The sequence below is a fragment of the Sphaerisporangium melleum genome (assembly GCF_014646695.1).
GTDB lineage: Bacteria > Actinomycetota > Actinomycetes > Streptosporangiales > Streptosporangiaceae > Sphaerisporangium > Sphaerisporangium melleum.
Genome location: NZ_BMNT01000040.1, coordinates 66,067 through 90,638 on the forward strand (window position 1 = coordinate 66,067; position 24,572 = coordinate 90,638).

At 71.9% G+C, this 24,572-nt stretch carries 21 protein-coding genes; 16 read left to right on the forward strand and 5 right to left on the reverse strand.

Annotated elements, in window-relative coordinates; translation table 11 throughout:
- Nucleotides 1-75 precede the first annotated feature (75 nt).
- The 5 genes from rpsA to uvrB all read left to right on the forward strand — a co-directional run bounded on the left by rpsA (nt 76) and on the right by uvrB (nt 6,493).
- Complete coding sequence (rpsA, locus tag IEY93_RS29880) at nt 76-1,557, forward strand: 30S ribosomal protein S1 (RefSeq protein ID WP_189166488.1); 1,482 nt, start codon at nt 76-78, stop codon at nt 1,555-1,557.
- A gap of 409 nt (nt 1,558-1,966) precedes the next feature.
- Nucleotides 1,967-2,425 (forward strand): GNAT family N-acetyltransferase, encoded by a 459-nt coding sequence (locus IEY93_RS29885; RefSeq protein ID WP_189166489.1) that lies wholly within the window; start codon nt 1,967-1,969, stop codon nt 2,423-2,425.
- Between the two features lie 22 nt (nt 2,426-2,447).
- Nucleotides 2,448-3,065, forward strand: a complete 618-nt coding sequence (coaE, locus tag IEY93_RS29890; RefSeq protein ID WP_189166490.1) for a dephospho-CoA kinase — start codon at nt 2,448-2,450, stop codon at nt 3,063-3,065.
- A gap of 59 nt (nt 3,066-3,124) precedes the next feature.
- Complete coding sequence (locus IEY93_RS29895) at nt 3,125-4,315, forward strand: SLC13 family permease (RefSeq protein ID WP_189166491.1); 1,191 nt, start codon at nt 3,125-3,127, stop codon at nt 4,313-4,315.
- Nucleotides 4,316-4,384: 69 nt separating this feature from the next.
- Nucleotides 4,385-6,493 (forward strand): excinuclease ABC subunit UvrB, encoded by a 2,109-nt coding sequence (gene uvrB / locus IEY93_RS29900; protein ID WP_203968403.1) that lies wholly within the window; start codon nt 4,385-4,387, stop codon nt 6,491-6,493.
- 159 nt (nt 6,494-6,652) lie between these two features.
- Here the strand turns inward: uvrB and IEY93_RS29905 are convergent, their stop codons facing one another.
- The 3 genes from IEY93_RS29905 to IEY93_RS29915 all read right to left on the reverse strand — a co-directional run bounded on the left by IEY93_RS29905 (nt 6,653) and on the right by IEY93_RS29915 (nt 10,098).
- Nucleotides 6,653-7,375: a DUF4126 domain-containing protein gene (locus IEY93_RS29905; protein WP_229691589.1), complete on the reverse strand. Its 723-nt coding sequence runs from the start codon at nt 7,373-7,375 to the stop codon at nt 6,653-6,655.
- A 434-nt stretch (nt 7,376-7,809) separates the two neighbouring features.
- Nucleotides 7,810-8,973: an NAD(P)H-dependent flavin oxidoreductase gene (locus IEY93_RS29910; protein WP_189166492.1), complete on the reverse strand. Its 1,164-nt coding sequence runs from the start codon at nt 8,971-8,973 to the stop codon at nt 7,810-7,812.
- 444 nt (nt 8,974-9,417) lie between these two features.
- Nucleotides 9,418-10,098: an acyltransferase gene (locus IEY93_RS29915; RefSeq protein ID WP_372444483.1), complete on the reverse strand. Its 681-nt coding sequence runs from the start codon at nt 10,096-10,098 to the stop codon at nt 9,418-9,420.
- A gap of 192 nt (nt 10,099-10,290) precedes the next feature.
- On the opposite strand from IEY93_RS29915, the gene pyrG reads away from it, so the two are divergent.
- The 11 genes from pyrG (at nt 10,291) to der (ending at nt 21,869) form a co-directional block, all read left to right on the forward strand.
- Complete coding sequence (gene pyrG / locus IEY93_RS29920; protein ID WP_189166494.1) at nt 10,291-11,961, forward strand: CTP synthase; 1,671 nt, start codon at nt 10,291-10,293, stop codon at nt 11,959-11,961.
- Nucleotides 11,958-12,614 carry an NUDIX domain-containing protein gene (locus IEY93_RS29925; RefSeq protein WP_372444482.1) on the forward strand — a complete coding sequence of 219 codons (657 nt, stop codon included), beginning with the start codon at nt 11,958-11,960 and terminating at the stop codon, nt 12,612-12,614. Before pyrG ends, IEY93_RS29925 begins: the two co-directional genes overlap by 4 nt.
- Before the next feature lie 15 nt (nt 12,615-12,629).
- Nucleotides 12,630-13,559: a site-specific tyrosine recombinase XerD gene (locus tag IEY93_RS29930; RefSeq protein ID WP_189166512.1), complete on the forward strand. Its 930-nt coding sequence runs from the start codon at nt 12,630-12,632 to the stop codon at nt 13,557-13,559.
- 90 nt (nt 13,560-13,649) lie between these two features.
- Nucleotides 13,650-14,576, forward strand: coding sequence for a ParA family protein (locus IEY93_RS29935; protein WP_189166495.1), 927 nt, complete (start codon nt 13,650-13,652; stop codon nt 14,574-14,576).
- A 135-nt stretch (nt 14,577-14,711) separates the two neighbouring features.
- A complete protein-coding gene (locus tag IEY93_RS29940; protein ID WP_189166496.1) occupies nt 14,712-15,608 on the forward strand; it encodes a segregation and condensation protein A in 897 nt (298 codons plus the stop codon).
- Nucleotides 15,598-16,290 (forward strand): SMC-Scp complex subunit ScpB, encoded by a 693-nt coding sequence (gene scpB / locus IEY93_RS29945; protein WP_189166497.1) that lies wholly within the window; start codon nt 15,598-15,600, stop codon nt 16,288-16,290. Before IEY93_RS29940 ends, scpB begins: the two co-directional genes overlap by 11 nt.
- Nucleotides 16,290-18,101, forward strand: coding sequence for a pseudouridine synthase (locus IEY93_RS29950; RefSeq protein WP_189166498.1), 1,812 nt, complete (start codon nt 16,290-16,292; stop codon nt 18,099-18,101). The genes scpB and IEY93_RS29950 overlap by 1 nt, the downstream gene beginning before the upstream one ends.
- A 51-nt stretch (nt 18,102-18,152) precedes the next feature.
- A complete protein-coding gene (aroH, locus tag IEY93_RS29955) occupies nt 18,153-18,512 on the forward strand; it encodes a chorismate mutase (RefSeq protein ID WP_189166499.1) in 360 nt (119 codons plus the stop codon).
- Complete coding sequence (locus IEY93_RS29960; protein ID WP_189166500.1) at nt 18,509-19,609, forward strand: prephenate dehydrogenase; 1,101 nt, start codon at nt 18,509-18,511, stop codon at nt 19,607-19,609. Before aroH ends, IEY93_RS29960 begins: the two co-directional genes overlap by 4 nt.
- Before the next feature lie 110 nt (nt 19,610-19,719).
- The gene (gene cmk, locus IEY93_RS29965) at nt 19,720-20,355 is read left to right on the forward strand and encodes a (d)CMP kinase (protein ID WP_189166514.1); all 636 of its coding nucleotides are present in this window, start codon (nt 19,720-19,722) and stop codon (nt 20,353-20,355) included.
- 56 nt (nt 20,356-20,411) lie between these two features.
- Nucleotides 20,412-21,869 carry a ribosome biogenesis GTPase Der gene (gene der, locus IEY93_RS29970; RefSeq protein ID WP_189166501.1) on the forward strand — a complete coding sequence of 486 codons (1,458 nt, stop codon included), beginning with the start codon at nt 20,412-20,414 and terminating at the stop codon, nt 21,867-21,869.
- A 45-nt stretch (nt 21,870-21,914) separates the two neighbouring features.
- Here the strand turns inward: der and IEY93_RS29975 are convergent, their stop codons facing one another.
- Both IEY93_RS29975 and IEY93_RS29980 read right to left on the reverse strand, forming a co-directional pair.
- Nucleotides 21,915-23,147 carry an acyltransferase family protein gene (locus IEY93_RS29975; protein ID WP_189166502.1) on the reverse strand — a complete coding sequence of 411 codons (1,233 nt, stop codon included), beginning with the start codon at nt 23,145-23,147 and terminating at the stop codon, nt 21,915-21,917.
- A 27-nt stretch (nt 23,148-23,174) separates the two neighbouring features.
- A complete protein-coding gene (locus tag IEY93_RS29980) occupies nt 23,175-24,404 on the reverse strand; it encodes an FG-GAP repeat domain-containing protein (protein ID WP_189166503.1) in 1,230 nt (409 codons plus the stop codon).
- Nucleotides 24,405-24,572: the final 168 nt, after the last annotated feature.

The following is a 24,572-nucleotide window of genomic DNA, read 5'->3' on the forward strand; positions in this document are numbered from 1 at the left end:
CGGCTTGAGCGATGAAGAGGGCCTGCCGCGCGTCCGCCACATCGACTTCTGTCCGCGTTCGGAGCAATTCCACACATGACGAGCAGCACTGAGGCCACCTCGAGCACCCCGCAGGTAGCGGTCAACGACATCGGTTCCGAGGAGGCCTTCCTCGCCGCGATCGACGAGACCATCAAGTACTTCAACGACGGCGACATCGTCGAAGGCACCGTCGTCAAGGTCGATCGAGACGAGGTCTTGCTCGACATCGGCTACAAGACCGAGGGTGTCATCCCCTCGCGCGAGCTCTCGATCAAGCACGATGTCGACCCGGCCGAGGTCGTCGAGGTCGGTGAGCACGTCGAGGCCCTGGTCCTCCAGAAGGAGGACAAGGAAGGCCGCCTCATCCTGTCCAAGAAGCGCGCCCAGTACGAGCGCGCCTGGGGCACGATCGAGAAGATCAAGGACGAGGACGGCATCGTCACCGGCACGGTCATCGAGGTCGTCAAGGGCGGTCTGATCCTGGACATCGGCCTGCGCGGCTTCCTGCCCGCCTCGCTGGTCGAGATGCGCCGCGTGCGCGACCTGCAGCCGTACGTCGGCCGCGAGCTCGAGGCCAAGATCATCGAGCTGGACAAGAACCGCAACAACGTGGTCCTGTCCCGCCGTGCCTGGCTGGAGCAGACCCAGTCGGAGGTCCGCCAGACCTTCCTCAACACCCTGCAGAAGGGCCAGGTCCGCAAGGGCGTCGTGTCCTCGATCGTCAACTTCGGTGCGTTCGTGGACCTCGGCGGCGTCGACGGTCTGGTGCACGTCTCCGAGCTCTCCTGGAAGCACATCGACCACCCCTCCGAGGTCGTCGAGGTCGGCCAGGAGGTCACCGTCGAGGTGCTCGACGTCGACATGGAGCGCGAGCGCGTCTCCCTGTCGCTCAAGGCGACGCAGGAAGACCCCTGGCAGCAGTTCGCCCGCACCCACCAGATCGGCCAGGTCGTTCCGGGCCGCGTCACCAAGCTGGTGCCGTTCGGCGCGTTCGTCCGCGTCGAGGAGGGCATCGAGGGCCTGGTGCACATCTCCGAGCTGGCCGAGCGCCACGTCGAGATCCCCGAGCAGGTCGTCCAGGTCGGCGACGAGATCTTCGTGAAGATCATCGACATCGACCTCGACCGCCGGCGCATCTCGCTGTCGCTCAAGCAGGCCAACGAGGGTGCCTCGGGTGCCGACGTCGAGTTCGACCCCACGCTGTACGGCATGGCGGCGACCTACGACGACCAGGGCAACTACATCTACCCGGACGGTTTCGACCCCGAGACCGGCGAGTGGCTCGAGGGCTTCGAGAAGCAGCGCGAGGAGTGGGAGCGGCAGTACGCCGAGGCCCAGACCCGCTTCGAGGCCCACAAGTCGCAGATCGAGAAGGCTCGCGCGGAAGAGGCCGAGCAGGCCGGCGCCGCGTCGTCCTACTCCGGTGAGACGCCGTCCTCGTCCTCGTCCAGCGGCTCCGCCTCGACCGGTGGCGCCCTCGCCTCCGACGAGGCGCTGGCCGCTCTGCGCGAGAAGCTGGCGGGCGGCCAGAGCTGATGCTCTGCCACTCACGGTGAAGACCGGCTGAGAAGGGGCCCCACCTCCGGTGGGGCCCCTTTTCGCTGCTCCGGTCAGCAATCGCCCTCATCCCTGCGCTTCGTGCCTCTTCCAGCGGCTCTGGTGGGACGGTGCAGGCGGTGCAGGCCCGGCTGGATGCCCCGGACTCCGCACCCTGCGGCCGTCCAGCCGCTCTTCCGGTGGGGAAGGCGGGGCTTTCCTCCTCGCGCCGTCCGGCGGGCTTCCGGTTCCCGCCGGGAGGAGGCCGGCTTTCCCGCCACTTCCGGCCAGGGCAGACCCTGCGGGGGCTCTCGCCACGTGGGAGCGGCCTGTGCGCTCCTGTACCGGTCCCTGACAGGACATCCCCCTCCCACGACGTCCACGACTTCCCGGCGCCTACAGTGGGCGGGTGACGCTGATCGAGCGGGCCGTGCCCGACGACGCCGGAGAGATCCTCACCCTTCAGCGGGCCGCGTACGTGACCGAGGCCCAGCTGTACGGGGACCCGTTCATCGCGCCCCTGGTGGAGTCGCTGGACGCCGTCCGCGAGGCCACGAAGTCGGCGACGGTGCTCAAGGCCGTCGAGGACGGCCGCATCGTCGGGTCGGTGCGCTGCCGGCGCACCGACCGCACCGGGCTCGTCGGGCGATTGGCGGTGGCCCCCGACCGGTGGGGGCGCGGGCTCGGCACCGCACTGCTGACGGCCGTGGAGGGCGAGCTGGACGGGCTGGTGGACGCCCTGGACCTGTTCACCGGCCACCTGTCGGAGGGCAACCTGCGGTTGTACCGCAGGCTCGGCTACCGGGAGACCCGGCGCGAGCGCCTCCACGAGCACCTGACCATGGTCCACCTGCGTAAGGCCACGTAGCGGTTGGCTACGCTTTGCGTCCATGGTGAAGGTCGGGCTCACGGGCGGCATCGGATCGGGCAAGAGCGAGGTCGCGCGACGGCTCGCGGAGCGCGGCGCGGTGGTCGTCGACGCCGACAAGATCGCGCGTGAGGTCGTGGAGCCCGGGACGAGCGGGCTCGCGCTGATCGTGACGGAGTTCGGCCCCGAGGTGCTGCGCGAGGACGGCTCGCTCGACCGCGAGCGGCTCGGGAAGATCGTGTTCGCCGACTCGGCAAAGCTCGCCCGGCTCAACGCCATTGTGCACCCCCGGGTCGGCGAGCGCGTCGCCGAGCTGCAGCGGGCGGCGCCGCCGGATGCCGTGGTGGTGTACGACGTGCCGCTGCTCGCCGAGAACGGGCTCGCGCCGATGTACGACGTGGTGATCGTGGTCGACGCCTCCGACGCGACGCGCCTGGCCCGCCTCACGGGTGCGCGCGGCATGGACGAGCAGGACGCCCTGGCCCGCATCAGGGCACAGGCCTCCCGCGAGGACCGGCTGAAGATCGCCGACATCGTGATCGCGAACGAGGGCGACCTGGACGCCCTGGAGGAGCGGGTGTCCGAGGTCTGGGCCCGCCTGTGCGAGCGCCGCGACGCGGCCGAGACCCCCCGGGCGTGAGACGCGCTCGGCCGGGCACCGGAGCGGGCCGGAAGTCCGAGGGGCGGGGGAGCGCAGGCATGGTGGACACGCCGCGGCGGCTGGCGCCGCTGGACCGCGTGCGCCTCGCGGTCCTGGCCGTGGGCGTGGTGTGCGTGGTGACCGGGCTGCTGCCGGTGCGGGCGGCGGTGGGCGGCCTGGAGCGCATCGGGCCGCTGCTGGTGTTCCTGGTCGCGGTGATCGTCCTGGCCGAGCTCACCAAGGAGGCCGGGGTCTTCGACGTGCTGGCCGGACGGCTGGCGATCATCGGGCGCGGCAACTACGCGGCGCTGTTCGTGCTCTGTGCGGCGTTCGCGGCGGTCATCACGATCGTGCTGAATCTGGACACGACGGCGGTGCTGCTGACCCCGGTCCTGCTGGCGCTCGCGCCACGCGCCCGCATGGGGGCGCTGCCGCTCGCCATGACCACGATCTGGTTCGCCAACACCGCGAGCCTGCTCCTGCCGGTGTCCAACCTCACCAACCTGCTGGCCACCGGCCACGTCGCGCTGCCCACCCGTGAGTTCGCCGTCCGCATGTGGGCTCCGCAGGCCGCGGCCATCGCCGTGACCATGCTGCTGCTGTGGGTGTTCTACTGGCGGCGTGGCGCACGCGGGCAGGACAGATACCAGCCGCCGCCACCGGTCGCCGTGCCCGACCCGCTGCTGTTCGGGGTCGCGGCCGGCGCCTGCGTGCTGTTCGCCGCGGCCGTGCTCGCCGGGGTGGAGATCGCCGTGGCCGCCTGCGGCGCGGCCGTCGTGCTCATCGCGGCCTTCGCCTGGCGTGACCGCGCCAAGCTCACCTGGCGCCTGTTCCCCTGGCAACTGGTGGTCTTCGTGGCCGGGCTGTTCCTGGTGGTCCCCACGCTCAGCCTGTACGGGCTGGACCACCTCATGCGGGCCGTCCTCGGCGAGGCGGGCGGCGCCGCCGGGAGCTATCGGGCGGCGGCCGCGGGGGCGGGCCTGGCCAACCTGGTCAACAACCTGCCCGCCTACTACGCCGGCGAGCGGGTGATCCCGCCGGGCGAGCGCGACCGGCTGCTCGCGCTGCTCATCGGGGCGAACGCCGGCTCGGTGATCACGCCGTGGGCGTCGGTCGCCACGCTGCTGTGGTTCGAGTGGTGCGGCCGGCGCGGGGTGCGGGTGCCGATCGCGAAGTTCCTGCTCACCGGCGCGCTCCTGGCCGTCGCCGCCGTCGGCGCCGCGACCGCGGCCCTGCTGCTCACCGCCTGATCGATCGCCCGGCCGGGCCCGCGGGCGGCCGGGCGGAATTGTCGGTGGCGGCGCGTAGGTTATTCAGGTGTGAGGCCGGTAACTGATTTGCAGCGCAAGGTGGCGCCCTTCCAGGTCGTCACCGACATGACCCCGTCCGGTGACCAGCCGGCGGCGATCGCCGAGCTCGAGCGGCGCGTCAGAGGGGGCGATAAAGACACCGTCCTGCTCGGCGCCACCGGCACCGGCAAGACGGCCACCGTGGCCTGGCTCATCGAGCGGCTGCAGCGCCCGGCTCTGGTCATGCAGCCGAACAAGACGCTCGCGGCGCAGTTCGCCAACGAGTTGCGTGAGATGCTGCCCGGCAACGCGGTCGAATACTTCGTCTCCTACTACGACTACTACCAGCCCGAGGCGTACGTCCCGCAGACCGACACCTACATCGAGAAGGACTCCTCGATCAACGACGAGGTCGACCGGCTGCGCCACTCGGCGACCAACTCGCTGCTCACCCGCCGCGACACCGTCGTGGTCGCCTCGGTGTCGTGCATCTACGGCCTCGGCACCCCGCAGGAGTACGTCGACCGCATGGTCCGGCTCAAGGTCGGGCAGGAGATCGAGCGCGACCAGCTGCTGCGCCGCCTGGTCGACATGCAGTACAGCCGCAACGACCTCGCCTTCACCCGGGGCACCTTCCGGGTGCGCGGCGACACCATCGAGGTGATCCCGCAGTACGAAGAGCTCGCGGTGCGCATCGAGATGTTCGGTGACGAGATCGAGAAGCTCGCGACACTGCACCCGCTCACCGGCGAGGTCATCACCGAGGACGAGGAGCTCTACATCTTCCCGGCCTCCCACTACGTCGCGGGCCCCGAGCGCATGGAGCGCGCGATCCGCGACATCGAGGCCGAGCTGGCCGACACGCTGGCCACCATGGAGCGGCAGGGCAAGCTGCTGGAGGCCCAGCGGCTGCGCATGCGCACCACCTACGACATCGAGATGATGCGCCAGGTCGGCACCTGCTCCGGCATCGAGAACTACTCGCGGCACATCGACGGCCGCGCCGCCGGCACGGCGCCCAACACCCTGCTCGACTACTTCCCCGAAGACTTCATCCTGGTCCTGGACGAGTCACACCAGACCGTCCCGCAGATCGGCGCGATGTACGAAGGGGACGCCTCGCGCAAGCGCACCCTGGTCGATCACGGCTTCCGCCTGCCGTCCGCGATGGACAACCGCCCGCTCAAGTGGGAGGAGTTCCTGGAGCGCATCGGGCAGACCGTCTACCTGTCGGCCACCCCCGGCTCCTACGAGCTGGGCCGCAGCGGGGGCGACGTGGTCGAGCAGGTGATCCGCCCGACCGGGCTGGTCGATCCCGAGGTGGTCGTCAAGCCGACCAAGGGGCAGATCGACGACCTGGTCCACGAGATCCGCGAGCGCGCCGAGAAGGACGAGCGCGTCCTGGTCACCACGCTGACCAAGAAGATGTCCGAAGACCTCACCGACTACCTCCTCGAGCTCGGCATCCGGGTGCGCTACCTGCACAGCGAGGTCGACACGCTGCGCCGCATCGAGCTGCTCCGCGAGCTGCGCATGGGCGAGTTCGACGTGCTCGTCGGCATCAACCTGCTGCGCGAGGGCCTCGACCTGCCCGAGGTGTCGCTGGTCGCCATCCTGGACGCCGACAAGGAGGGGTTCCTGCGCAGCGAGACCTCGCTGATCCAGACGATCGGGCGTGCGGCGCGTAACGTCTCCGGCCAGGTCCACATGTACGCCGACCGGGTGACGCCGTCCATGGAGCGTGCGATCGACGAGACCAACCGGCGCCGGGCCAAGCAGATCGCCTACAACGAGGCGAACGGCATCGACCCGCAGCCGCTCCGCAAGAAGATCGCCGACATCCTCGACTCGCTGGCACGCGAGGACGCCGACACCGACCGGCTGATCGGCGGCGGGCGCCAGCAGAGCCGCGGCAAGGCCCCCGTCCCGGGGTTGTCGGCCCGCCAGTCCGGCCAGCACGCCAAGACCATCGTCGGCGAGATGCCCCGGGCTCAGCTCGAGTCGCTGGTTCAGTCGCTCACCGAGCAGATGCACACCGCCGCCGCCGACCTGCAGTTCGAGGTGGCCGCCCGGCTGCGCGACGAGATCAAGGAGCTCAAGCGCGAACTCCGCGACATGCACGAGGCCGGCGTCCACTGACCCACCGACCCCGCCATGGCGCCTCCGCCACCTGATCCGTCAGGGCGGCGGCGCCGCGGGCGGGTCCGATGAGGCTGGGCCGGCACCCGCGAGTGGAAGGTCAGCGGGTGACCTTACGCAGGTCCAGGTCGATGTCCACGTCGAAGCCGATGGTGGTCTTCAGCCGGCCGCGGTGGATGCCGGTCCCTGAGACGTGCTCTCACCGTCCATCGCCATCTTGCCACGCTGCGTGACTTCGCGCAGGCGGCCGGGGGGATCGGGGGAGGTGCGGCGGGCGGCTCTGCGGGCGCGGAGCCGGCGCACCCGGCGCAGGGCCCACCAGGTGGGGACGGCGAGCACGACCAGCGCCACGACGACGAGCACCGGGAAGAAGACGGCCACCAGGCTCATGCCGAGCGCCCCGGCGTCCTCGACCGTGCTCACCACCGGGGCGCCGGCCCCGGCCGTGGAGACGTTGACCACCGGCCGGGCCGTGGCCTTCATCACATGCACGGCGAGGGCGATGCCGATGCCGAGCACCCAGCTCACCCACGGGTGCCCGCTCATCCACGCCGAGTGGTCGAACCGCTCGGCCGCCTGGGTGGCGGTGAACACCACGCCGCCGGCGGCCGGCCGCACCGCCGTCTGGATCATGTCGTTGACGTGGTCGACGACCGGCACCTTGTCGAGCACCAGCTCGGCGGCCAGCAGCACGCCGATGATCGCCAGCACCCAGCCGTCGCCCAGCCAGGCGTAGTCGTGCGGCAGCCGCACCGCGTCGGTGAGGTTGGCCAGCACGCCGACCACCAGCAGCGGAATGTAGGCGTTCAGCCCCGCCGCCGTGGACAGCCCGAGACCGGTCAGCGCCGCGAGCATCGCGGTTCCCCCTTCCCCGTTCCCCATGGAAGAAGACGAACGACCCGCTGCCCTTCGTTCCCGCCGCCAAGCATCCGGAAGGCGACCCATGTCCATGTTCCGGCGAAAGCGAAGAGCCGGCGGCAGGGAGCGCAGGTGGCGAATATCACCAGGAGGCCGGGGAAACCGGAAGCCGCTTCTCCTGACGGGTGCGCCGTGGCTTGGACCCGCCCGTAGAGCGCCCTACTGCGCAGAGGTGGCGGGGAGCGCAGGAGGGCCGACGTCGCCAGGAGATCGGCGGAAGGCAGGGGCCCGAAGTCGCCCGGCGCATCGTGCACCTGTGCGGCCCGCTGCCGCTCGCCCTGTGGTGCGCCGGATCCCGGCCGGCCGCGGGTCAGGGGACCGGGGCCCTCCGGAAAGGTACGCCGGGGCGAGACGGGCCACGTAGAGCTTCTCAGGGGCAGCCCGCGGGTAGCGCCGTCTCACCGGGGCGGGCGGCCGGTGGGCCGGGTGCCGGTGAGGCGGGTGAGGCGGGTGACGGCGGTGGTGAACTCGGCGATCATCTCGTCGGCGACCTGGCGGGCGGGACGGACCCGGTCGAGCTGACCGACCACCTGGCCGACGAAGTGGTTCACCAGTTCCTGGGCGCCCGGCTCGCCCTTCTCGGCGGCGTCCGCGATGCGGGCCAGCGCACCCTCGGCCAGCAGGATCTGCAGCGGCATCGGCAACGGGCCCGGGCTCTCGGGCGCATCGTCCCACTCCTCGGTCCAGGCGGACACGAGCTGCCGGGCCGGTTTTCCGGTGCGCGACCGCGAGCGTACGGTGTCCAGCGAGCCGGCGGCGAGCAGCTTCCGCTTGACCACCGCGGGCGTCTCGGCCTCCTCGGTGGTCAGCCAGACCGAGCCGCACCACACACCGGCCGCGCCGAGGGCCAGCGCGGCGGCCATCTGCCGTCCGTTGGCGATCCCGCCCGCCGCGAGCACCGGGACGGGCGCGACCGCGTCCACGACCTGTGGCACCAGGACCATCGTGGCGACCTCGCCGGTGTGGCCGCCGGCCTCGGTGCCCTGGGCGACGATCAGATCGGCACCGGCGGCGACCTGACGGCGGGCGTGCTCCACGGTGCCGACCAGGGCGGCGATCGGCACCCCGGCCGCGCGGGTCCTGTCCACCATCTCGGCGGGCGGCGGGCCGAGCCCGCCCGCGACCAGCCGGACCGGGTGCCGCAGGGCGACGTCGACCAGTCCGGTGGCTCCGGACGAGGTGACCCTGCGGCCGACCTCGTCCGGCGGCCCGCCCACGGAGTCGGGGGTGAAGCGCCTGCCTCCGCCCACGCCGTACTTGGCGAACAGGTGGGCGACGAAGTCGCGGTGCACGTCGGGGATGTGTTCCATCAGCCGGGCCGCCGGATCGGCGGCCGCCCGGTCGAGACGCCGGGGGACGAGCACGCTCACCCCGTACGGCCGGCCGTGCACCTGCCGGTCGAGCCAGGAGAGCTTGCGGTCGAGTTGCCCGGGGGAGCAGGCGGCCGCACCGAGTACGCCGAACCCGCCCGCGTTGGTCACCGCGGCGACCACCTCACGGCTGTGGCTGAAGGCGAACAGGGGGAACTCGACGCCGAACATCTGAGCGATCTCCGAGCGCATGCCGTGACGGTAACCCGCCGGTCCGCCCCGGTCCAGGCCTGCCCGCTCGGCCCACCGCGGCCGGTGGCGCGGGCGAGGCCGGCGGTACCCGGGTCGCTCGTCGTGCAGGGCGCGGGCTCGTGGTCCGGTGGCCCGGGCGTCCACCAGGTGCTCCTCGTACGCCCGCGTGGGCCATCGGCGGCCTGTGCCAGGTGGACGAGAACGTCCGCGCGGGAGCGTGACGGGCGGCGTTGGTGAGCGACTCCGCATGCGCGCGCGAGCCGGGCCGTGCGGGGCGGCGGTTCGCCGCCCCGCGTGCTGCGTGGGGCCGGCTTCAGTGTCCCCTCGCCTGGGCCCCGGGCGGCGCTGCGTGGGTGGCCCGGCGATGACAAGGGACGCGCTAGGCGGGGGGCCCGGGGATGCCGGCGGCCGCGCTACGTCGTGGCCCGGTGGGGAGCCGGGCGATCAGTGCACCAACTGGTCCGGAACGCCCAGGTCGCCGGAGGCGGCCTGGCGGACGGGGGTGGTGGCGTGGGGTGGGGGAGGTTCGGGGAGGGCGGTGGTCCAGCCGGTGCCGGGGGAGTAGTGGCGGACGATCTTGGCGGGGACGCCGGCGATGACGCAGTGGTCGGGGAACTCGCCGCGCACCACGGCCCCGCCCGCCACGACCGACTGCCGGCCGATGCGGGTGCCGGGCAGGATGATCGCCCCGGTGCCGACCCAGCTTCCCGCGCCGATGGACACCGGGCTGTTGCGCGGCCACTGGCGGCCGATCGGCGTCTCGGGGTCGTCGTACACGTGGTTCTGGTCGGTGATGTAGACGTAGGGGCCCGTAAAGACGTCGTCGCCGATGTCGATCGACTGGTGGCCGACGATGTGACTGCCGCGCCCGATGGAGCAGCCGCCGCCGATGCGGACGATGGAGGCGGGGCCGAGGTCGACGCCGGGGCCCATGCCCGCGGAGATCGAGACGCGCTCCCCGACGAGCGTGTGCGCGCCGATCTCGATCCACGCCTCCCCGAAGATCGCGCCTTGCGGGAAGGACAGGCAGGCTCCCTCGCCGAGGCGGCGGAAGCGGTAGCCGGCCGGAGTTCTGGGGGTGATCGCGCCGTTCGCACGGATCGCGGTCCACGCACGGTGGATCAAGCCATGACAGATCCGGCGTAGAGCATCACGGGGTGACATATCCGGAAAAGTTACCGCCTGGTTAGCATGCAGGGAACGGACGCCCAACCTGTTCGGGCACTTCGGACGGGACCTTTGATATTCTGAGAGCCCGTGGACACGCGGTCGCTCAGCTGGACGGCCACGATCACAACGGACCACGGGAGACCCTCCTTGCGCAGCGCCGCACACACCAAGCATCTCTTCGTCACCGGAGGCGTCGCCTCCAGTCTCGGCAAGGGGCTCACCGCCTCGAGCCTGGGGCGCCTGCTGAAGCTTCGCGGCCTGCGGGTCACCATGCAGAAGCTGGACCCCTACCTCAACGTCGACCCCGGAACGATGAACCCGTTCCAGCACGGTGAGGTGTTCGTCACCGACGACGGCGCCGAGACCGACCTCGACGTCGGCCACTACGAGCGGTTCCTGGACACCGAGCTGCACGGCTCGGCCAACGTCACCACCGGCCAGGTGTACTCCAACGTCATCGCCAAGGAGCGGCGCGGGGAGTACCTCGGCGACACCGTGCAGGTGATCCCGCACATCACCAACGAGATCAAGGACCGCATCCGCGGCATGGCCGGCCCCGACGTCGACGTCGTGATCACCGAGGTCGGCGGCACGGTCGGCGACATCGAGTCGCTGCCGTTCCTGGAGGCCGTCCGCCAGGTGCGCCACGAGGTCGGCCGGGACAACGTCTTCTTCCTGCACGTCTCGCTGCTGCCCTACATCGGGCCGAGCGGCGAGCTGAAGACCAAGCCGACCCAGCACTCGGTCGCCGCCCTGCGCAGCATCGGCATCCAGCCCGACGCCATCGTCTGCCGCTCCGACCGTCCCATCACCACCTCGCTCAAGCGCAAGATCAGTTTGATGTGCGACGTTGACGAGGACGCCGTGGTGTCGGCGATGGACGCGCCGAGCATCTACGACATCCCCAAGGTCCTGCACTCCGAGGGCCTGGACGCCTACGTCATCCGCCGCCTCGGCCTGCCCTTCCGGGACGTCGACTGGCACGAGTGGGACCAGCTCCTGCGCCGGGTGCACCGCCCGGCCAAGGAGGTCACCATCGCGCTGGTCGGCAAGTACATCGACCTGCCCGACGCCTACCTGTCGGTGACCGAGGCACTGCGGGCCGGCGGGTTCGGGTGCGACGCCCGGGTCAACATCCGGTGGGTCAAGAGCGACGACTGCGAGACCCCCGAGGGCGCCGAGCGCGAGCTGGACGGCGTGGACGGCGTGCTCATCCCCGGCGGGTTCGGCGTGCGCGGCATCGAGGGCAAGCTCGGCGCCATCCGGCATGCCCGTGAGCGGCGCGTCCCGCTGCTCGGCATCTGCCTGGGCATGCAGTGCATGGTCATCGAGGCCGCCCGCGACCTGGCCGGCATCGAGGGCGCCAACAGCACCGAGTTCGACCCCGACACCACCGCCCCGGTGATCAGCACCATGGCCGACCAGGAGGACGTGGTGGCCGGCGAGCGCGACATGGGCGGCACCATGCGCCTCGGCCTGTACCCCGCGCGGCTGGGCGAGGGGACGATCGTCCGGGGGCTGTACGGCACCGCGATGGTCAGCGAGCGCCACCGCCACCGCTACGAGGTCGGCAACGCCTACCGCGAGAAGCTCGAGCAGGTCGGCATGGTCTTCTCCGGCCTGTCGCCCGACGGCAGGCTCGTGGAGTACGCCGAGCTGGCCGCGGACGTCCACCCGTTCTTCGTGGGCACCCAGGCGCACCCGGAGTTCCGCTCCCGCCCGACCCGGTCCCACCCGCTGTTCCGCGGCCTCATCGAGGCGGCCCTGGCGTACGCCGACGTGCGCGAGAGCGTCACCAAGGCCGGGCGGGGCGCGTGAGCGCGGCCTCGGGCGGCCTGCCTGCCGGCGAGCTCACCGCCGCGGACGTCCGCGACGTGCCGGCCTCCTGGAAGGTCGTCGCCGAGCGGACGCACCTGCGGGCCCGGGTGATCACGGTGCGCACCGACACCGTGCGGATGCCCGGTGACGACGTCGCCGACCGCGACTACATCGTGCACCCCGGCTCGGTCGCCGTCGTCGCGGTGGACGACGACGGCCGCGTGCTGCTGCTGCGGCAGTACCGCCATCCGGTCCGCCGGCTGCTGTGGGAGCTGCCCGCGGGCATCCGCGACGTCCCCGGCGAGCCGCTGGTCGAGTGCGCGGCGCGCGAGCTGGCCGAGGAGGCCGGCTACCGCGCCACGAGCTGGCACACCCTGCTGGACATGTACACCTCGCCGGGCATGGCCGACGAGCGCATCCGGATCTTCCTCGCCCGTGGCCTGACCCCGATCCCCGCCGAGGAGAACGGCTTCGTCCCCCGGCACGAGGAGTCGGACATGCCGGTGGTGTGGGTGCCGCTGGACGAAGCGGCCGGCAGGGCGCTCGGCGGAATGATCCACAACGCTCCCGCCGTCGCGGGTATTCTCGCCGCGTACGCCGCATTGCCGGACGGTTTCGCCTCCTTGCGCCCCGCCGACGCGGAGGAGGACTGACAGGAGGTCCCCGTCCTGAGCGCCCACGACGCCGAGGCCGCCACCGCCGCCTACCTCGCCCACCTCGCGGTCGAGCGCGGGCTCGCGGCCAACACGCTCGCGTCCTACCGGCGGGACCTGCGGCGCTACCTGGAACACCTGCGGAGCCGCGGGTGCCCGTCGCTGGCCGAGGTGGCCGAGGCGGACGTGGAGGCGTTCCTGACGGCGCTGCGCGCGGGCGACGAGCGTCATCCGGCCCTGGTGGCCAGTTCGGCGGCCAGGGCCATGTCCGCCGTGCGCGGCCTGCACCGCTTCGCCCTGCGCGAGGGGATGACCGCCCACGACCCCGCGCGCGCCGTTCACCCGCCGAGCAGGCCGCCGCACCAGCCCAGAGCGATCGGGGTGGCCGAGGTGGAGCGGCTCATGGCCGCCGCCGGGCCCAAGGACGCCCCGCTCACCGAGCGCAACCGCGCGCTGCTGGAGGTGCTGTACGGCACCGGCGCGCGGATCTCCGAGGCCGTGGCGCTGGCCGTGGAGGACGTCGAGGCCGAACGGGTGCGCCTGCGCGGCAAGGGCGGACGGGTCCGTGTCGTCCCGATCGGCGGGTACGCCCGCGAGGCCCTGGGCGCCTATCTGGCGCGCGGGCGGCCGCTGATCTGCGCGCACGGGCGCGGGACGACGGCGCTGTTCCTGAACGCCCGGGGCGGGCGGCTCACCCGGCAGGGCGCCTGGGAGGTGCTGCGCTCGGCCGCCGAGCGGGCCGGGCTCTCCGGCGTGTCACCGCACATGTTGCGGCATTCGTTCGCAACTCACCTCCTTGACGGAGGAGCGGACGTTAGGGTTGTCCAGGAACTACTCGGCCACGCCTCGGTGACCACCACCCAGGTCTACACCCTGGTCGGTGTCGACCTTCTCCGTGCGGAGTACGCTTCTGCCCGGCCCCGGGCCGATCGTCCAACTTCATAGCTCTCGGGCGCGTCGCCTTGCCGCATACGTGCCCACCCCATAGTGTCCGTCCGGACGGTCCGGTTCGGGGCCGTCAGGGAGGTTCAACTGGTGACTGCGACCACAGACGCTTCTACCCGGGAGATCCCCGGTGCCCCCGACGCAGGCTGGGGCGACACCAGGAACGAAGGGATCCTCGGTCCCACCGGGCGGCCGCGTCCCGTCTTCCCCGAGCCGGTGCCGCCGACCACGCACGGCCCCGCCCGGGTCGTCGCCATGGTCAACCAGAAGGGTGGCGTGGGCAAGACCACCACGACCATCAACCTCGGGGCCTCGCTCGCCGAATGCGGGCAGAAGGTCCTGCTCGTCGACTTCGACCCCCAGGGCGCGCTGTCGGTCGGCCTCGGCATCGACCCCCGCCCGCTGGAGGCGACGATCTACGACATGGTGATGGAGGAGCCCGACATCACCGCCGAGGACGTCCTGCTCGCCACCAGCGTCGAAGGCATGGATCTCCTGCCGAGCAACATCTTCCTGTCCGGCGCCGAGATCCGGCTGGTCAACGAGGTCGCCCGCGAGTACGCCCTCGGCCGCGCCCTTGAGCCGCTGCTGCCGCACTACGACATCTGCCTCATCGACTGCCAGCCTTCGCTGGGCCTGCTCGCGGTCAACGCGCTGACCTGCGCGCACAGCGTCATGGTGCCGCTGGAGTGTGAGTTCTTCGCGCTGCGCGGCGTCGCCCTGCTGATGGAGTCGATCACCAAGGTGCAGGAGCGCCTGAACAAGAACCTCGAGATCGACGGCATCCTGGCCACGATGTACGACCCGCGCACGCTGCACGCCCGCGAGGTGCTGTCGACGATCATGCAGGGCTTCGGGGACAAGGTCTTCCACACCGTGATCAACCGCACGGTCCGGTTCCCCGACGCGACCCTGGCCGGCGAGCCGATCACCCAGTTCGACCCGGCCTCCATGGGCGCCACCGCCTACCGCGAGCTGGCCCGCGAGGTCCTGGCCCGCTGGTCGCAGACCGGCTGACCCGCCCGCCGTCGTGGGCGACCCGGCACGCCGTGCCGTGACCCGGCCGGACGCAGGCTCTCTGAGCGTGCCCGATGGCGGTGGGCGTGAGCGTGGTCCCGCGCGGCGGCCCTCACCGTGCGGGACAATGGGCCGGTGACCGCAGAGCCCGAAGCCGCCCAGGCCGATCCGGACGCCTTCCAGGTCCACCTGGAGGTCTTCCAAGGCCCGTTCGACCTGCTGCTCGGGCTGATCTCCAAGCACAAGCTCGACATCACCGAGGTGTCCCTGCACCAGGTGACCGACGAGTTCATCGCCTACATCCGCGCCCGGGGCCCCGAGTGGGACCTCGACCTGGCCAGCCACTTCCTGCTCGTCGCCGCCACCCTGCTCGACCTGAAGGCCGCCCGCCTGCTGCCCACCGGCGAGGTGGAGGACGAGGAGGACCTGGCGCTGCTGGAGGCCCGCGACCTGCTGTTCGCCCGCCTGCTGCAATATCGCGCCTACAAGGAGGTCGCGAAGGTCTTCGCCGGGCGGCTGGCCGAGGAGGCACTGCGCTTCCCGCGCTCGGTGCCGATGGAGCCGCAGTTCGCGGGCCTGCTGCCCGAGCTGGTGCTCGGCGTCGGCCCCGAGCGCCTGGCCAAGATCGCGCTTCGGGTGTTCACCCCGAAGCCGGTGCCCACCGTCTCCACCGCGCACATCTACCAACCGGTCGCCAACGTACGCGAGCAAGCGGCTATCCTTGTCGAGCGGCTCCGGCGCGTGCGCACCGCGACGTTCCGGGCCCTGACCGCCGACTGTGCGGGCACCTTCGAGGTCATCGCACGCTTCCTCGCCGTCCTGGAGCTCTACCGGGAGGCCGCGGTCTCCTTCGAGCAGGTGGAGCCGCTCGGAGATCTGCACGTGACCTGGACGGGCGCCGACGACGGAGACGTCGCGGTGGCCGACGACTACGACGAGGGCCCCGCGGGTGACCGGCGGGGCGGCGACAGCCCAGGCGGCCGTCCGGACGCCGAGGGGCGGGAGAGCGAAGATGCAGCCGATGAGTTCTGAGACCGGGCACCGGCCGCCCGGCGACGAGCCCGGCACGCCCGGCGCCGGCGGTCCCGCCGGGGACAGCGGGCATCCGTCGGCGGGTACGGCACGCACCGCGCAGGTCGCGGACCCGGTGGAGACACAGGACGCCGCGCCGGCCGGGCCGGATCTCCGGACGTCGCTGGATGCGATCTTGCTCGTGGTGGACGAGCCGGTCGCCGAGATCACCCTGGCCCAGGTGCTCGAACGCCCTGTGCACGAGGTGGCCGGGGCGCTGCGGGCGCTGTCGGCGGAATACACCGCCGCCGGGCGGGGTTTCGATCTGCGAGAGGTCGCCGGAGGCTGGCGCCTGTACACCCGCGCCGAGTGCGCCGCGGTGGTCGAGCGTTTCGTCCGGGACGGCCAGCAGGCCCGGCTGACCCAGGCGGCCCTGGAGACCCTCGCGGTCGTGGCCTACCGCCAGCCGGTGAGCAGGGCGCGGGTCGCGGCGGTGCGTGGTGTCAACAGTGACGGCGTCATGCGCACGTTGCTGGCACGCGGGCTGGTCGAGGAGGCCGGCACCGATCCCGAGAGCCAAGCGGTGCTCTACCGCACGAGTTCGTACTTTTTGGAGAGGCTGGGGCTGCGGAGCCTCGACGAGTTGCCGCCGCTCGCCCCCTTCCTCCCCGACGACGTGGAAACCCTAGAGGAGCAGAAGTGATGGACAAGCGTGGTACCCCGTCCGGTGATGGACGCGGTCGAGGACGCGGCGGCGCCGCAGGCGGCGCCCGGGGCTTCCGTGGCGGAGCCGGAGCCCGAGGCGGCTCCGGCGCCCCCAGGAGTTCGGGCGGACCGCGGGCGGGCGCCCAGAGCGGTTCTCGCGCGCGATACGGCAGGCCCGGCGACGATCGCCCCGGAGCGTACGGCGACGACCGGCGCGGCGGGTCCCGTGAGGAGGGGCGTGGCTTCGCGCCCACCGGCGACCGCCGGGGCTCCTCGGGCGAGCGTCGTGGCGGCTTCCGCGACGACCGCGGCGGCTTCCGTGACGACCGGCGCCCTTCCCGAGAGGACGATCGGCGTCCGCGTGACGACCGGCGCCCCTTCCGGGACGATGATCGGCGTCCGCGTGACGACCGGCGCCCCTTCCGGGACGATGATCGGCGTCCGCGTGACGACCGGCGCCCCTTCCGCGAGGACGATCGGCGTCCGCGCGATGACCGGCGCCCCTTCGGGGAGAACGACCGGCGCTCGTTCCGTGACGATGACCGGCGTCCCTCCCGTGACGACGACCGGCGTCCCTCCCGTGACGACGACCGGCGTCCCTCCCGTGACGACGACCGGCGTCCGCGCGATGACCGGCGGTCCTTCGCGGGGGGCGAGCGCGGTGGCTTCCGCGCCGGCCCTGGTGGCACCCGCGGCCGCTACGGCCGCGAGGACACCGGCCGCGAGCGGCCCGCCCGTGATGCCCGCGGTGACTCCCGTGACGGCTCCCGCGGCCGCCAGGGGCGCGACGACCGGCACGACGGGGTGCAGACCATCGGCGGCTCGCTCGGCGGCTCCCGTGGCCGCTACGGCCGCCCCGAGGGCGGCCGGCCCGGACGTCCCGGCGCGGCCTCCGCGCGTGGCGGGGCGTCCCGTGACGCCGCCACCGGGCGCGGGCGGCCCGCTGCCGGCGGCGCGCCGGCCGGACGCGGGCAGGGGGGCCGGCCGGAGCGGCGCGAGCCGTTCAAGACCTCCCGCCAGCCGCTGCGCGACCCCGACTTCTTCCCCCAGGGGTACACCGACGAGCGCGACACCACCGAGGTCCCGGACGGCGTCCGGCTGCAGAAGGTCCTCGCCCAGGCCGGGGTCGCGGCCCGCCGCACCTGCGAGGAGATGATCGGCCAGGGCCGGGTCACCGTGGACGGCCAGGTCGTGCGCAGGTTCGGCGCCCGCGTCGACCCCGCCAAGCAGGTCATCCACGTCGACGGCAAGCGCATCCCGACCGCGCCCGACCTGGTCTACTTCGCGATCAACAAGCCGATCGGCGTGGTCAGCACCATGTCCGACCCCGAGGGACGCCGCTCGCTGGCCGACTATGTGGCCGACCGCACCGAGCGGCTGTTCCACGTGGGCCGGCTGGACACCGAGACCGAGGGCCTGATCCTGCTCACCAACGACGGCGAGCTCGCCCACCGGCTCACCCACCCGAGCTACGGCGTGCAGAAGAAGTACTGGGCCAAGGTGCCCGGGCCGATCCCGCGCGACCTGGCCCGCCGCCTGAAGAGCGGCGTCGAGCTGGAGGACGGCCTGGTCAAGGCCGACGACTTCACGGTCGTCCAGGAGCACGGACAGCAGGCGCTGGTCGAGGTCGTCCTGCACGAGGGCCGCAAGCACGTCGTGCGCCGCATGCTGGAGGAGGCCGGCCACAATGTGATCGACCTCGCCCGCATCGAGTTCGGCCCGGTGAAGATGGGCAGGCTCAAGTCCGGCACCATGCGGTCGCTCACCCTCAAAGAGGTGGGAGAGCTCTACGCCGCGGTGGGAATGTAACCTGACGAGGAGCGAGGGGCGTTTCGGGGCCGCTGCGCGGAAGGGACAGAAATGGTACGGGCGATCCGGGGAGCCATCCAGATCGACTCAAACGATCGGGATGCGATCCTGTCGGGCGTGACCGAGCTCGTCAGCGAGGTCATGGAGCGCAACAGGCTCACCACCGACGACGTGATCAGCGTGATCTTCACGGCGACCCCCGACCTGACCGCCGAGTTCCCCGCGCTGGCGGCCCGCAAGCTCGGCTTCCACGACGTGCCGCTGATCTGCGCCAGCGAGATCGACGTGCCCGGCGCGCTCCCGCGCGTGGTGCGGTTGATGGCCCACGTGGCCACCGACCGCCCCCGCCAGGACATCCAGCACGTCTACCTGCGCGGCGCCGTCGCGCTGAGAGTGGACATCGCGCAATGAGCACGCGACCGCGGGGCATCGGACGCGTCCTCGTCGTCGGCACCGGCCTGATCGGGACGTCGGTGGCGCTCGCCCTGCGGGAGCACGGTGTGACGGTCCGGCTCGCCGACCAGAACGCCGGCTCGGTGCGGGTGGCCTGCGAGCTCGGCGCCGGCGCCGAGTGGGTGCCCGGTGAGGGCCGCGTCGACCTCGCGGTGATCGCCGTGCCGCCGCAGTTCGTCGCCGAGTGGCTGCTCGACCTGCAGAAGACCGACGCCGCCCGGTTCTACACCGATGTCGCCAGCGTCAAGGCGCTGCCCATCGAGCAGGCGGCCCGGCTCGGCTGCGACATGAGCGCCTACGTGGCCGGCCACCCGCTGGCCGGCCGCGAGCGCTCCGGCCCCGGCGCCGCCCGGGCCGATGTGTTCCTCGGCCGTCCGTGGGCCTACTGCCCGGTGCCGGAGACCTCGTCCGAGGCCGTCGCCACCGTGCTGGAACTGATCGAGCTGTGCGGCGGCAAGCCCGTCGAGGTCGACCCGGTGGCGCACGACGAGGCGGTGGCGCTGATCTCGCACGCCCCGCACGTGGCCGCCTCCGCGGTGGCCGCCCGCCTGGTCGGCGCGTCCGACACCGCGCTCGGCCTGGCCGGGCCCGGTGTACGGGACGTCACCCGGGTCGCGGGCAGTGACCCCGACCTGTGGACGGTCATCCTGGCGGGCAACGCCCGCCCGGTCGCGCAGGTCCTGGAGGACATCGCCGCCGACCTCGCCGCCGCCGCGGCGGCCCTGCGGGCGGTGTCGGTGGACGACGGCGGCGCCATCGACCGGGTCACCGAGATGCTGCGCCGGGGCAACGCCGGCCGGCGGCGCATCCCCGGCAAGCACGGCGGCCCCGCTCCCGCGTACGCCGTGGTGCAGGTGCTCGTCGGCGACCGGCCGGGCGAGCTGGCCAGGCTGTTCCAGGTCGCCAGGGACGCCGGGGTCAACATCGAGGACGTCCGCTTGGAGCACGCCCCTGGGCTGCAGCTCGGCGCCGCCGAGCTGTCGGTCCAGCCAGAGTCCGCCGAGGTGCTCGCCGAGGCGTTGCGCGCCCACGGCTGGCACGTCCCCCGGGCCTGAGAGCGGCTCGAGCGGGCGATGCCCGGGTGGTGGCCGATTCCCGGTACCCTCATTGCGGACAACTCAATCGGGACGCAGAGGGAGAGGCCGTGACCGCACTGGTCGTCGCCATGGACGGCCCTTCGGGGTCGGGCAAGTCGAGTGCGTCGCGCGGAGTGGCGCGCGCGCTCGGTCTCCGCTACCTCGACACCGGGGCGATGTACCGCGCGGTGACCTGGTGGATGCTGGAGCAGGGCGTCGACCCGGCGGACGCCGAGACCGTCGCCCGCCGCGCCGGCGAGCCGCGGCTGGTCATCACCGCCGACCCCGACGCGCCGGGCATCACCGTGGACGGCCGCGACGTGGCCGCCGAGATCCGCACGGCGGAGGTCACCGCGGCGGTGTCGGCGGTCAGCGCCGTCCCCGAGGTGCGCGCCCGGCTGGTCGCCGAGCAGCGCGCCGTCATCGGCGAGGGCGACATCGTGGTCGAGGGTCGTGACATCGGCACCGTCGTGGCACCCGCCGCGCCGGTCAAGGTCTACCTCACCGCGAGCCCCGAGGCACGCGCCCGCCGCCGCTCGGCCGAGCTCGCCGGCACCACCGTGGAGGCCCAGCGGGCCGAGATGGCGCGGCGGGACACCCTTGACTCGACCCGGAAGGCCGACCCGCTGGTGATGGCGGCCGACGCGGTCGAGCTGGACAGCACGGAGCTCAACCTCGACGAGGTCGTCTCCGAGGTCCTCAGACTTGTGAAAGAGCGCACCTGACCCGGTGACGCCACCGGCGGGCGCGAAGCCCGCCGGGCCGGCCCGCCGAGGAAAGGATGAGCCCCGATGGAAACGGACGTGACGTGACGGGGGAGTACGACGACGAGGGCGGCTGGATCTCGGCCGAGCTCGCGGAGTTCGAGGAGAACGAGCGCGGCGCGGGCGCGCAGGACGAGCCGGACACCGGCCCGATGCCGGTGGTCGCCGTCGTGGGCCGTCCGAACGTGGGCAAGTCCACCCTGGTCAACCGCATTATCGGCCGCCGGGAGGCGGTCGTGGAGGACGTGCCGGGTGTGACCCGCGACCGGGTGACCTACGAGGGCACCTGGCGGGGACGCCGCTTCACCCTGGTCGACACCGGCGGGTGGGACCCCGACGCCACCGGCATGGCGCTGCGCATCGCCGAGCAGGCGCAGGTCGCGGTCGAGCTGGCCGACGTGATCCTCTTCGTGGTGGACGCCACGGTCGGGGTCACCGACGCCGACGAGGTGGTGGCCTCGGTGCTGCGCCGTTCGGGCAAGCCGATCGTGCTGGCGGCCAACAAGGTCGACGACCAGCGCATGGAGCTCGAGGCCACCACGCTGTGGTCCCTCGGTCTCGGCGAGCCGCACCCGGTGTCGGCGCTGCACGGCCGCTCCAGCGGCGACCTGCTGGACATCCTGCTCGAGATCATGCCCGAGGCGCCGCCGCAGCGCTTCGCCGCCGAGCGCGGCCCGCGCCGGGTGGCCCTGGTCGGCAAGCCCAACGTCGGCAAGTCCTCGCTGCTCAACAAGCTGGCCGGCGAGGAGCGCGTGCTCGTCGACCCGATGGCGGGCACCACCCGCGACCCGGTGGACGAGCTGGTCGAGCTGGGCGGCAAGACCTGGCGGTTCGTGGACACCGCCGGCATCCGGCGCCGCGAGCGCGAGCTGCAGGGCGCCGACTTCTACGCCGGCATGCGCACCAAGGCCGCGCTGGAGCGGTCCGAGGTCGCCGTGGTGCTCATCGACGCCTCCGAGGTGCTTACCGAGCAGGACCTCCGCATCATCAGCATGGTCATCGAGTCCGGCCGGTGCATGGTGGTGGCGTTCAACAAGTGGGACCTGGTGGACGAGGACCGCCGCTACTACCTGGAGAAGGAGATCGACCGCCAGCTCGTCCGCGTCCCGTGGGCGCTGCGGGTCAACATCTCCGCCAAGACCGGCCGGCACGTCGACCGCCTCGTCCCGGCGATCGAGCGGGCCCTGGACTCGTGGGGCACCCGTGTGCCCACGGCCAGGCTGAACGCCTTCCTGTCCGAGCTGATCGCGGCCACCCCGCCGCCGGTGCGCGGCGGCAAGCAGCCCAAGATCCTGTTCGCCACCCAGGCGTCGGTCGAGCCGCCCAAGTTCGTGCTGTTCACCTCGGGCTTTCTGGAGGAGACCTACCGGCGTTTCATCGAGCGCCGCCTGCGGGAGGAGTTCGGCTTCGCCGGCTCTCCGGTCGAGGTCACCATGCGCATTCGCGAGAAGCGTGGCGCCAAGAAGCAGAAGTGATCCGTCCCGGCAGGCACGAGGCCTGCCGGGACCATCACCTGATCGTCAGGCCGGCCGGGCCGGGCCGGCCGGTTCGATCACCACCTGGCCCGCCGGTGCGACCTCCACGATCGCCGGGACGGCGCTTCGCACGGGCCGGCGGGGCCGGGCCCAGCGCTTCATCATGGGGTTCTCCACGCCCGCGTACAGCAGCCAACCGGCGAGCAGCGTGGCGGCGAAGAAACCGGCCACCACCAGTAGGGCGACCGGGGTCGCGAACGGCCGGTCGGGAAGCAGCAGCCGGCCGTAGAAGACGACCACGCCCTGACAGATGTAGAACCCGAACGAGATCTCTCCGAGCCACTGGGCCGTGCGGCCGCGGAGTCCGGTGCGCGCGCCTCGCAGGTCGGCGGCGGCGAAGGCGATGAGGAGCGCGGCGATCGGGATGATCGTGGCCGCGGAGAAACCGAACACGAACGGGACATAGAGCGCCAGAGCGTACCCGGCGACGCTCGCCACCAGCGCCTGCCACAGGTGGATCTTCGGCGCGACGCCCGCGATGACGGCGCGGGCGAGCAGCATGCCGAGCACGAATTCGAGCAGCCGCGGCACCGGGAAGATGTAGCCGAACCAGAACTGCGTCACCGACACCGGAGTGATCGGGGACTTCGGGGTGTCCGGGATCAGGAACAGCGTGATCAGCTGAACGGCCACCGTTCCCGCGATCATGACACCCGCCCAGAGCAGCAGCCGGTTCTCCCGGATCCGCCCGATGGGCTTGGCCAGCACGGGGAACAGCGCGTAGAACAGCAGCTCGCAGCAGAGCGTCCAGGCCGGCGGATTCACGCTGACGTAGATGTCGGCGAAGGGGATGAACCCGTGCAGCAGGAAGATGTTGGGCAGCCACGCGATCACCGGGGTGAACGCTCCGGCGAAAAGGATCATCGAGGCCGCGAACGTCACCAGGTGATTGGGGAAGATCTTCAGCGCGCGGCGGCGCCAGAACGTGCGCATCGGTTCCCCGGGCTTGGCCGACCAGGTCAGCACGAAGCCGCTGAGCACGAAGAAGAACGACACCCCCATGTACCCGGCTTTGCTGAACAGCCACTCCAGCCCGTCCGCCAGTCCTTCGTCCATGAAGGGGTTGATGGCGGCGTTGGGCGGCACGGGGGAGTTGGACAGGGTGATGTGGAAGAGGAAGACGAGCATCGCGGCGGCGAAGCGCAGGCCGGTGAGCGACGGCAGTGCGGCGCGCCGGCCGGATAAGGCGCACTGGGGTGCGGTTGGTGCCATGGGCATGCTTGCTCTTTCTGAGAGTGGATCTGGTCAGCCGATCGGCATTCGGTTCCGGTGCACCATGAGCCGCGGTTCCTCGGCCACGTAGTAGTTCTGCACCGAGTAGGCGATCGTGGCGAAGTCGGGGCGCCCGTCGCCGTTGAAGTCGGCGAGCGCGATCCTGGCGACCGACTCGTCGGCGACCCGCCACTTGACGAAGATGCCTCTCCTGGCATCGACGGCCTTGTAGTACATGACGCCCTGCCACGGCCACGGCCCGCGCAGCGCCACGAGGAACTCCTCGTCCCCGTCGCCGTCGAAGTCCGCGCACACCACCTGGTGCCCGGGGCCCTCCCCGTTCTCGTTGGGGTCGCCGTACACGTCGAGTACGAACCGCTGCCAGGGGCCCTGCTCGCCGTCCTTGACGTAGACGGCGACGGTGTTGCCGTGGAACGGTTCGAGCGCGGCCACGTAGGCCATCGGGTCATCGCCGAGCCGGCCCGCGTCCATGTCACCGCTGCCGCGGAAGCCGGTCCGCGGGAACTGGGTGAGCTCACCCGAGCCGATCAGGGTCTTGCGCCACTCCCGCGCCTCTGGGTCGTAGTGCAGCCAGGTGACGCCCTCGTCGGAGGCCAGGAGCAGGGAGTCCAGGTCGCTGCCCGGCACCAGGCCCTTCTTCTTCTCGGCTCCGTGGATCATCCGGAACGAGGTGTCGTCGATGACCGTCATCGGCCACTCGGTGGCCTGGTACACGTCGTCCGGCTGGGTGAACAGCACGACGGGAAGCACTCCGTGCACGTCATTGACGGCGACGATGGGCAGTCCGATGACCTCCAGCCGGTCGGTGCGGGTGAAGTGCCCCACCCGCAACCGGTGCATGCCGGTCGCACGTCCGATGTAGTGACGCTTCCAGCGGCCCGGGTGCTTGTCCGCGGCGCCCGGGTTCTCGATCCAGTCGATCTTCCCGCCCCGCGGATCGGGGTCGTGGATGGTGCCGATCGGTCCGTACAGCTCGTGGCACACCACGACGTCGGGCAGCCCGTTGCCGCTGATGTCGCCGAAGTCGGCGCCCACCGGCATCCGGAACCCGTCGGTCAGCAGCCGCCGCGTCCAGGCTCCGTCGTTGTGGTACCAGTAGATCTCGCCGAGTCGCAGGCCGTATCCGAACAGATCGGGCGTCCCGTCTCCGTCGATGTCCGGGGCTTCCAGCCAGTATCCGTCGCGGAGCCGGTCGGCCACGACCTCGGCGGTGAATTCAGGCGGGGTCAGAGCGGATACCATCAGAACCTCGGCAGGGGACCGTCGGCTTCAGGTGACGGGGGAATGCCGTCCCTGACTGGTTTTCTCTCTGCGCTCATCGCGGGTTCCTTTCTCGCACAAGGCTGAAAGCGCCGGTCGAGAGCTGATCGCAGTGAACCCCGCCGGCACCTCCCGCACGTGCGCCCGCTG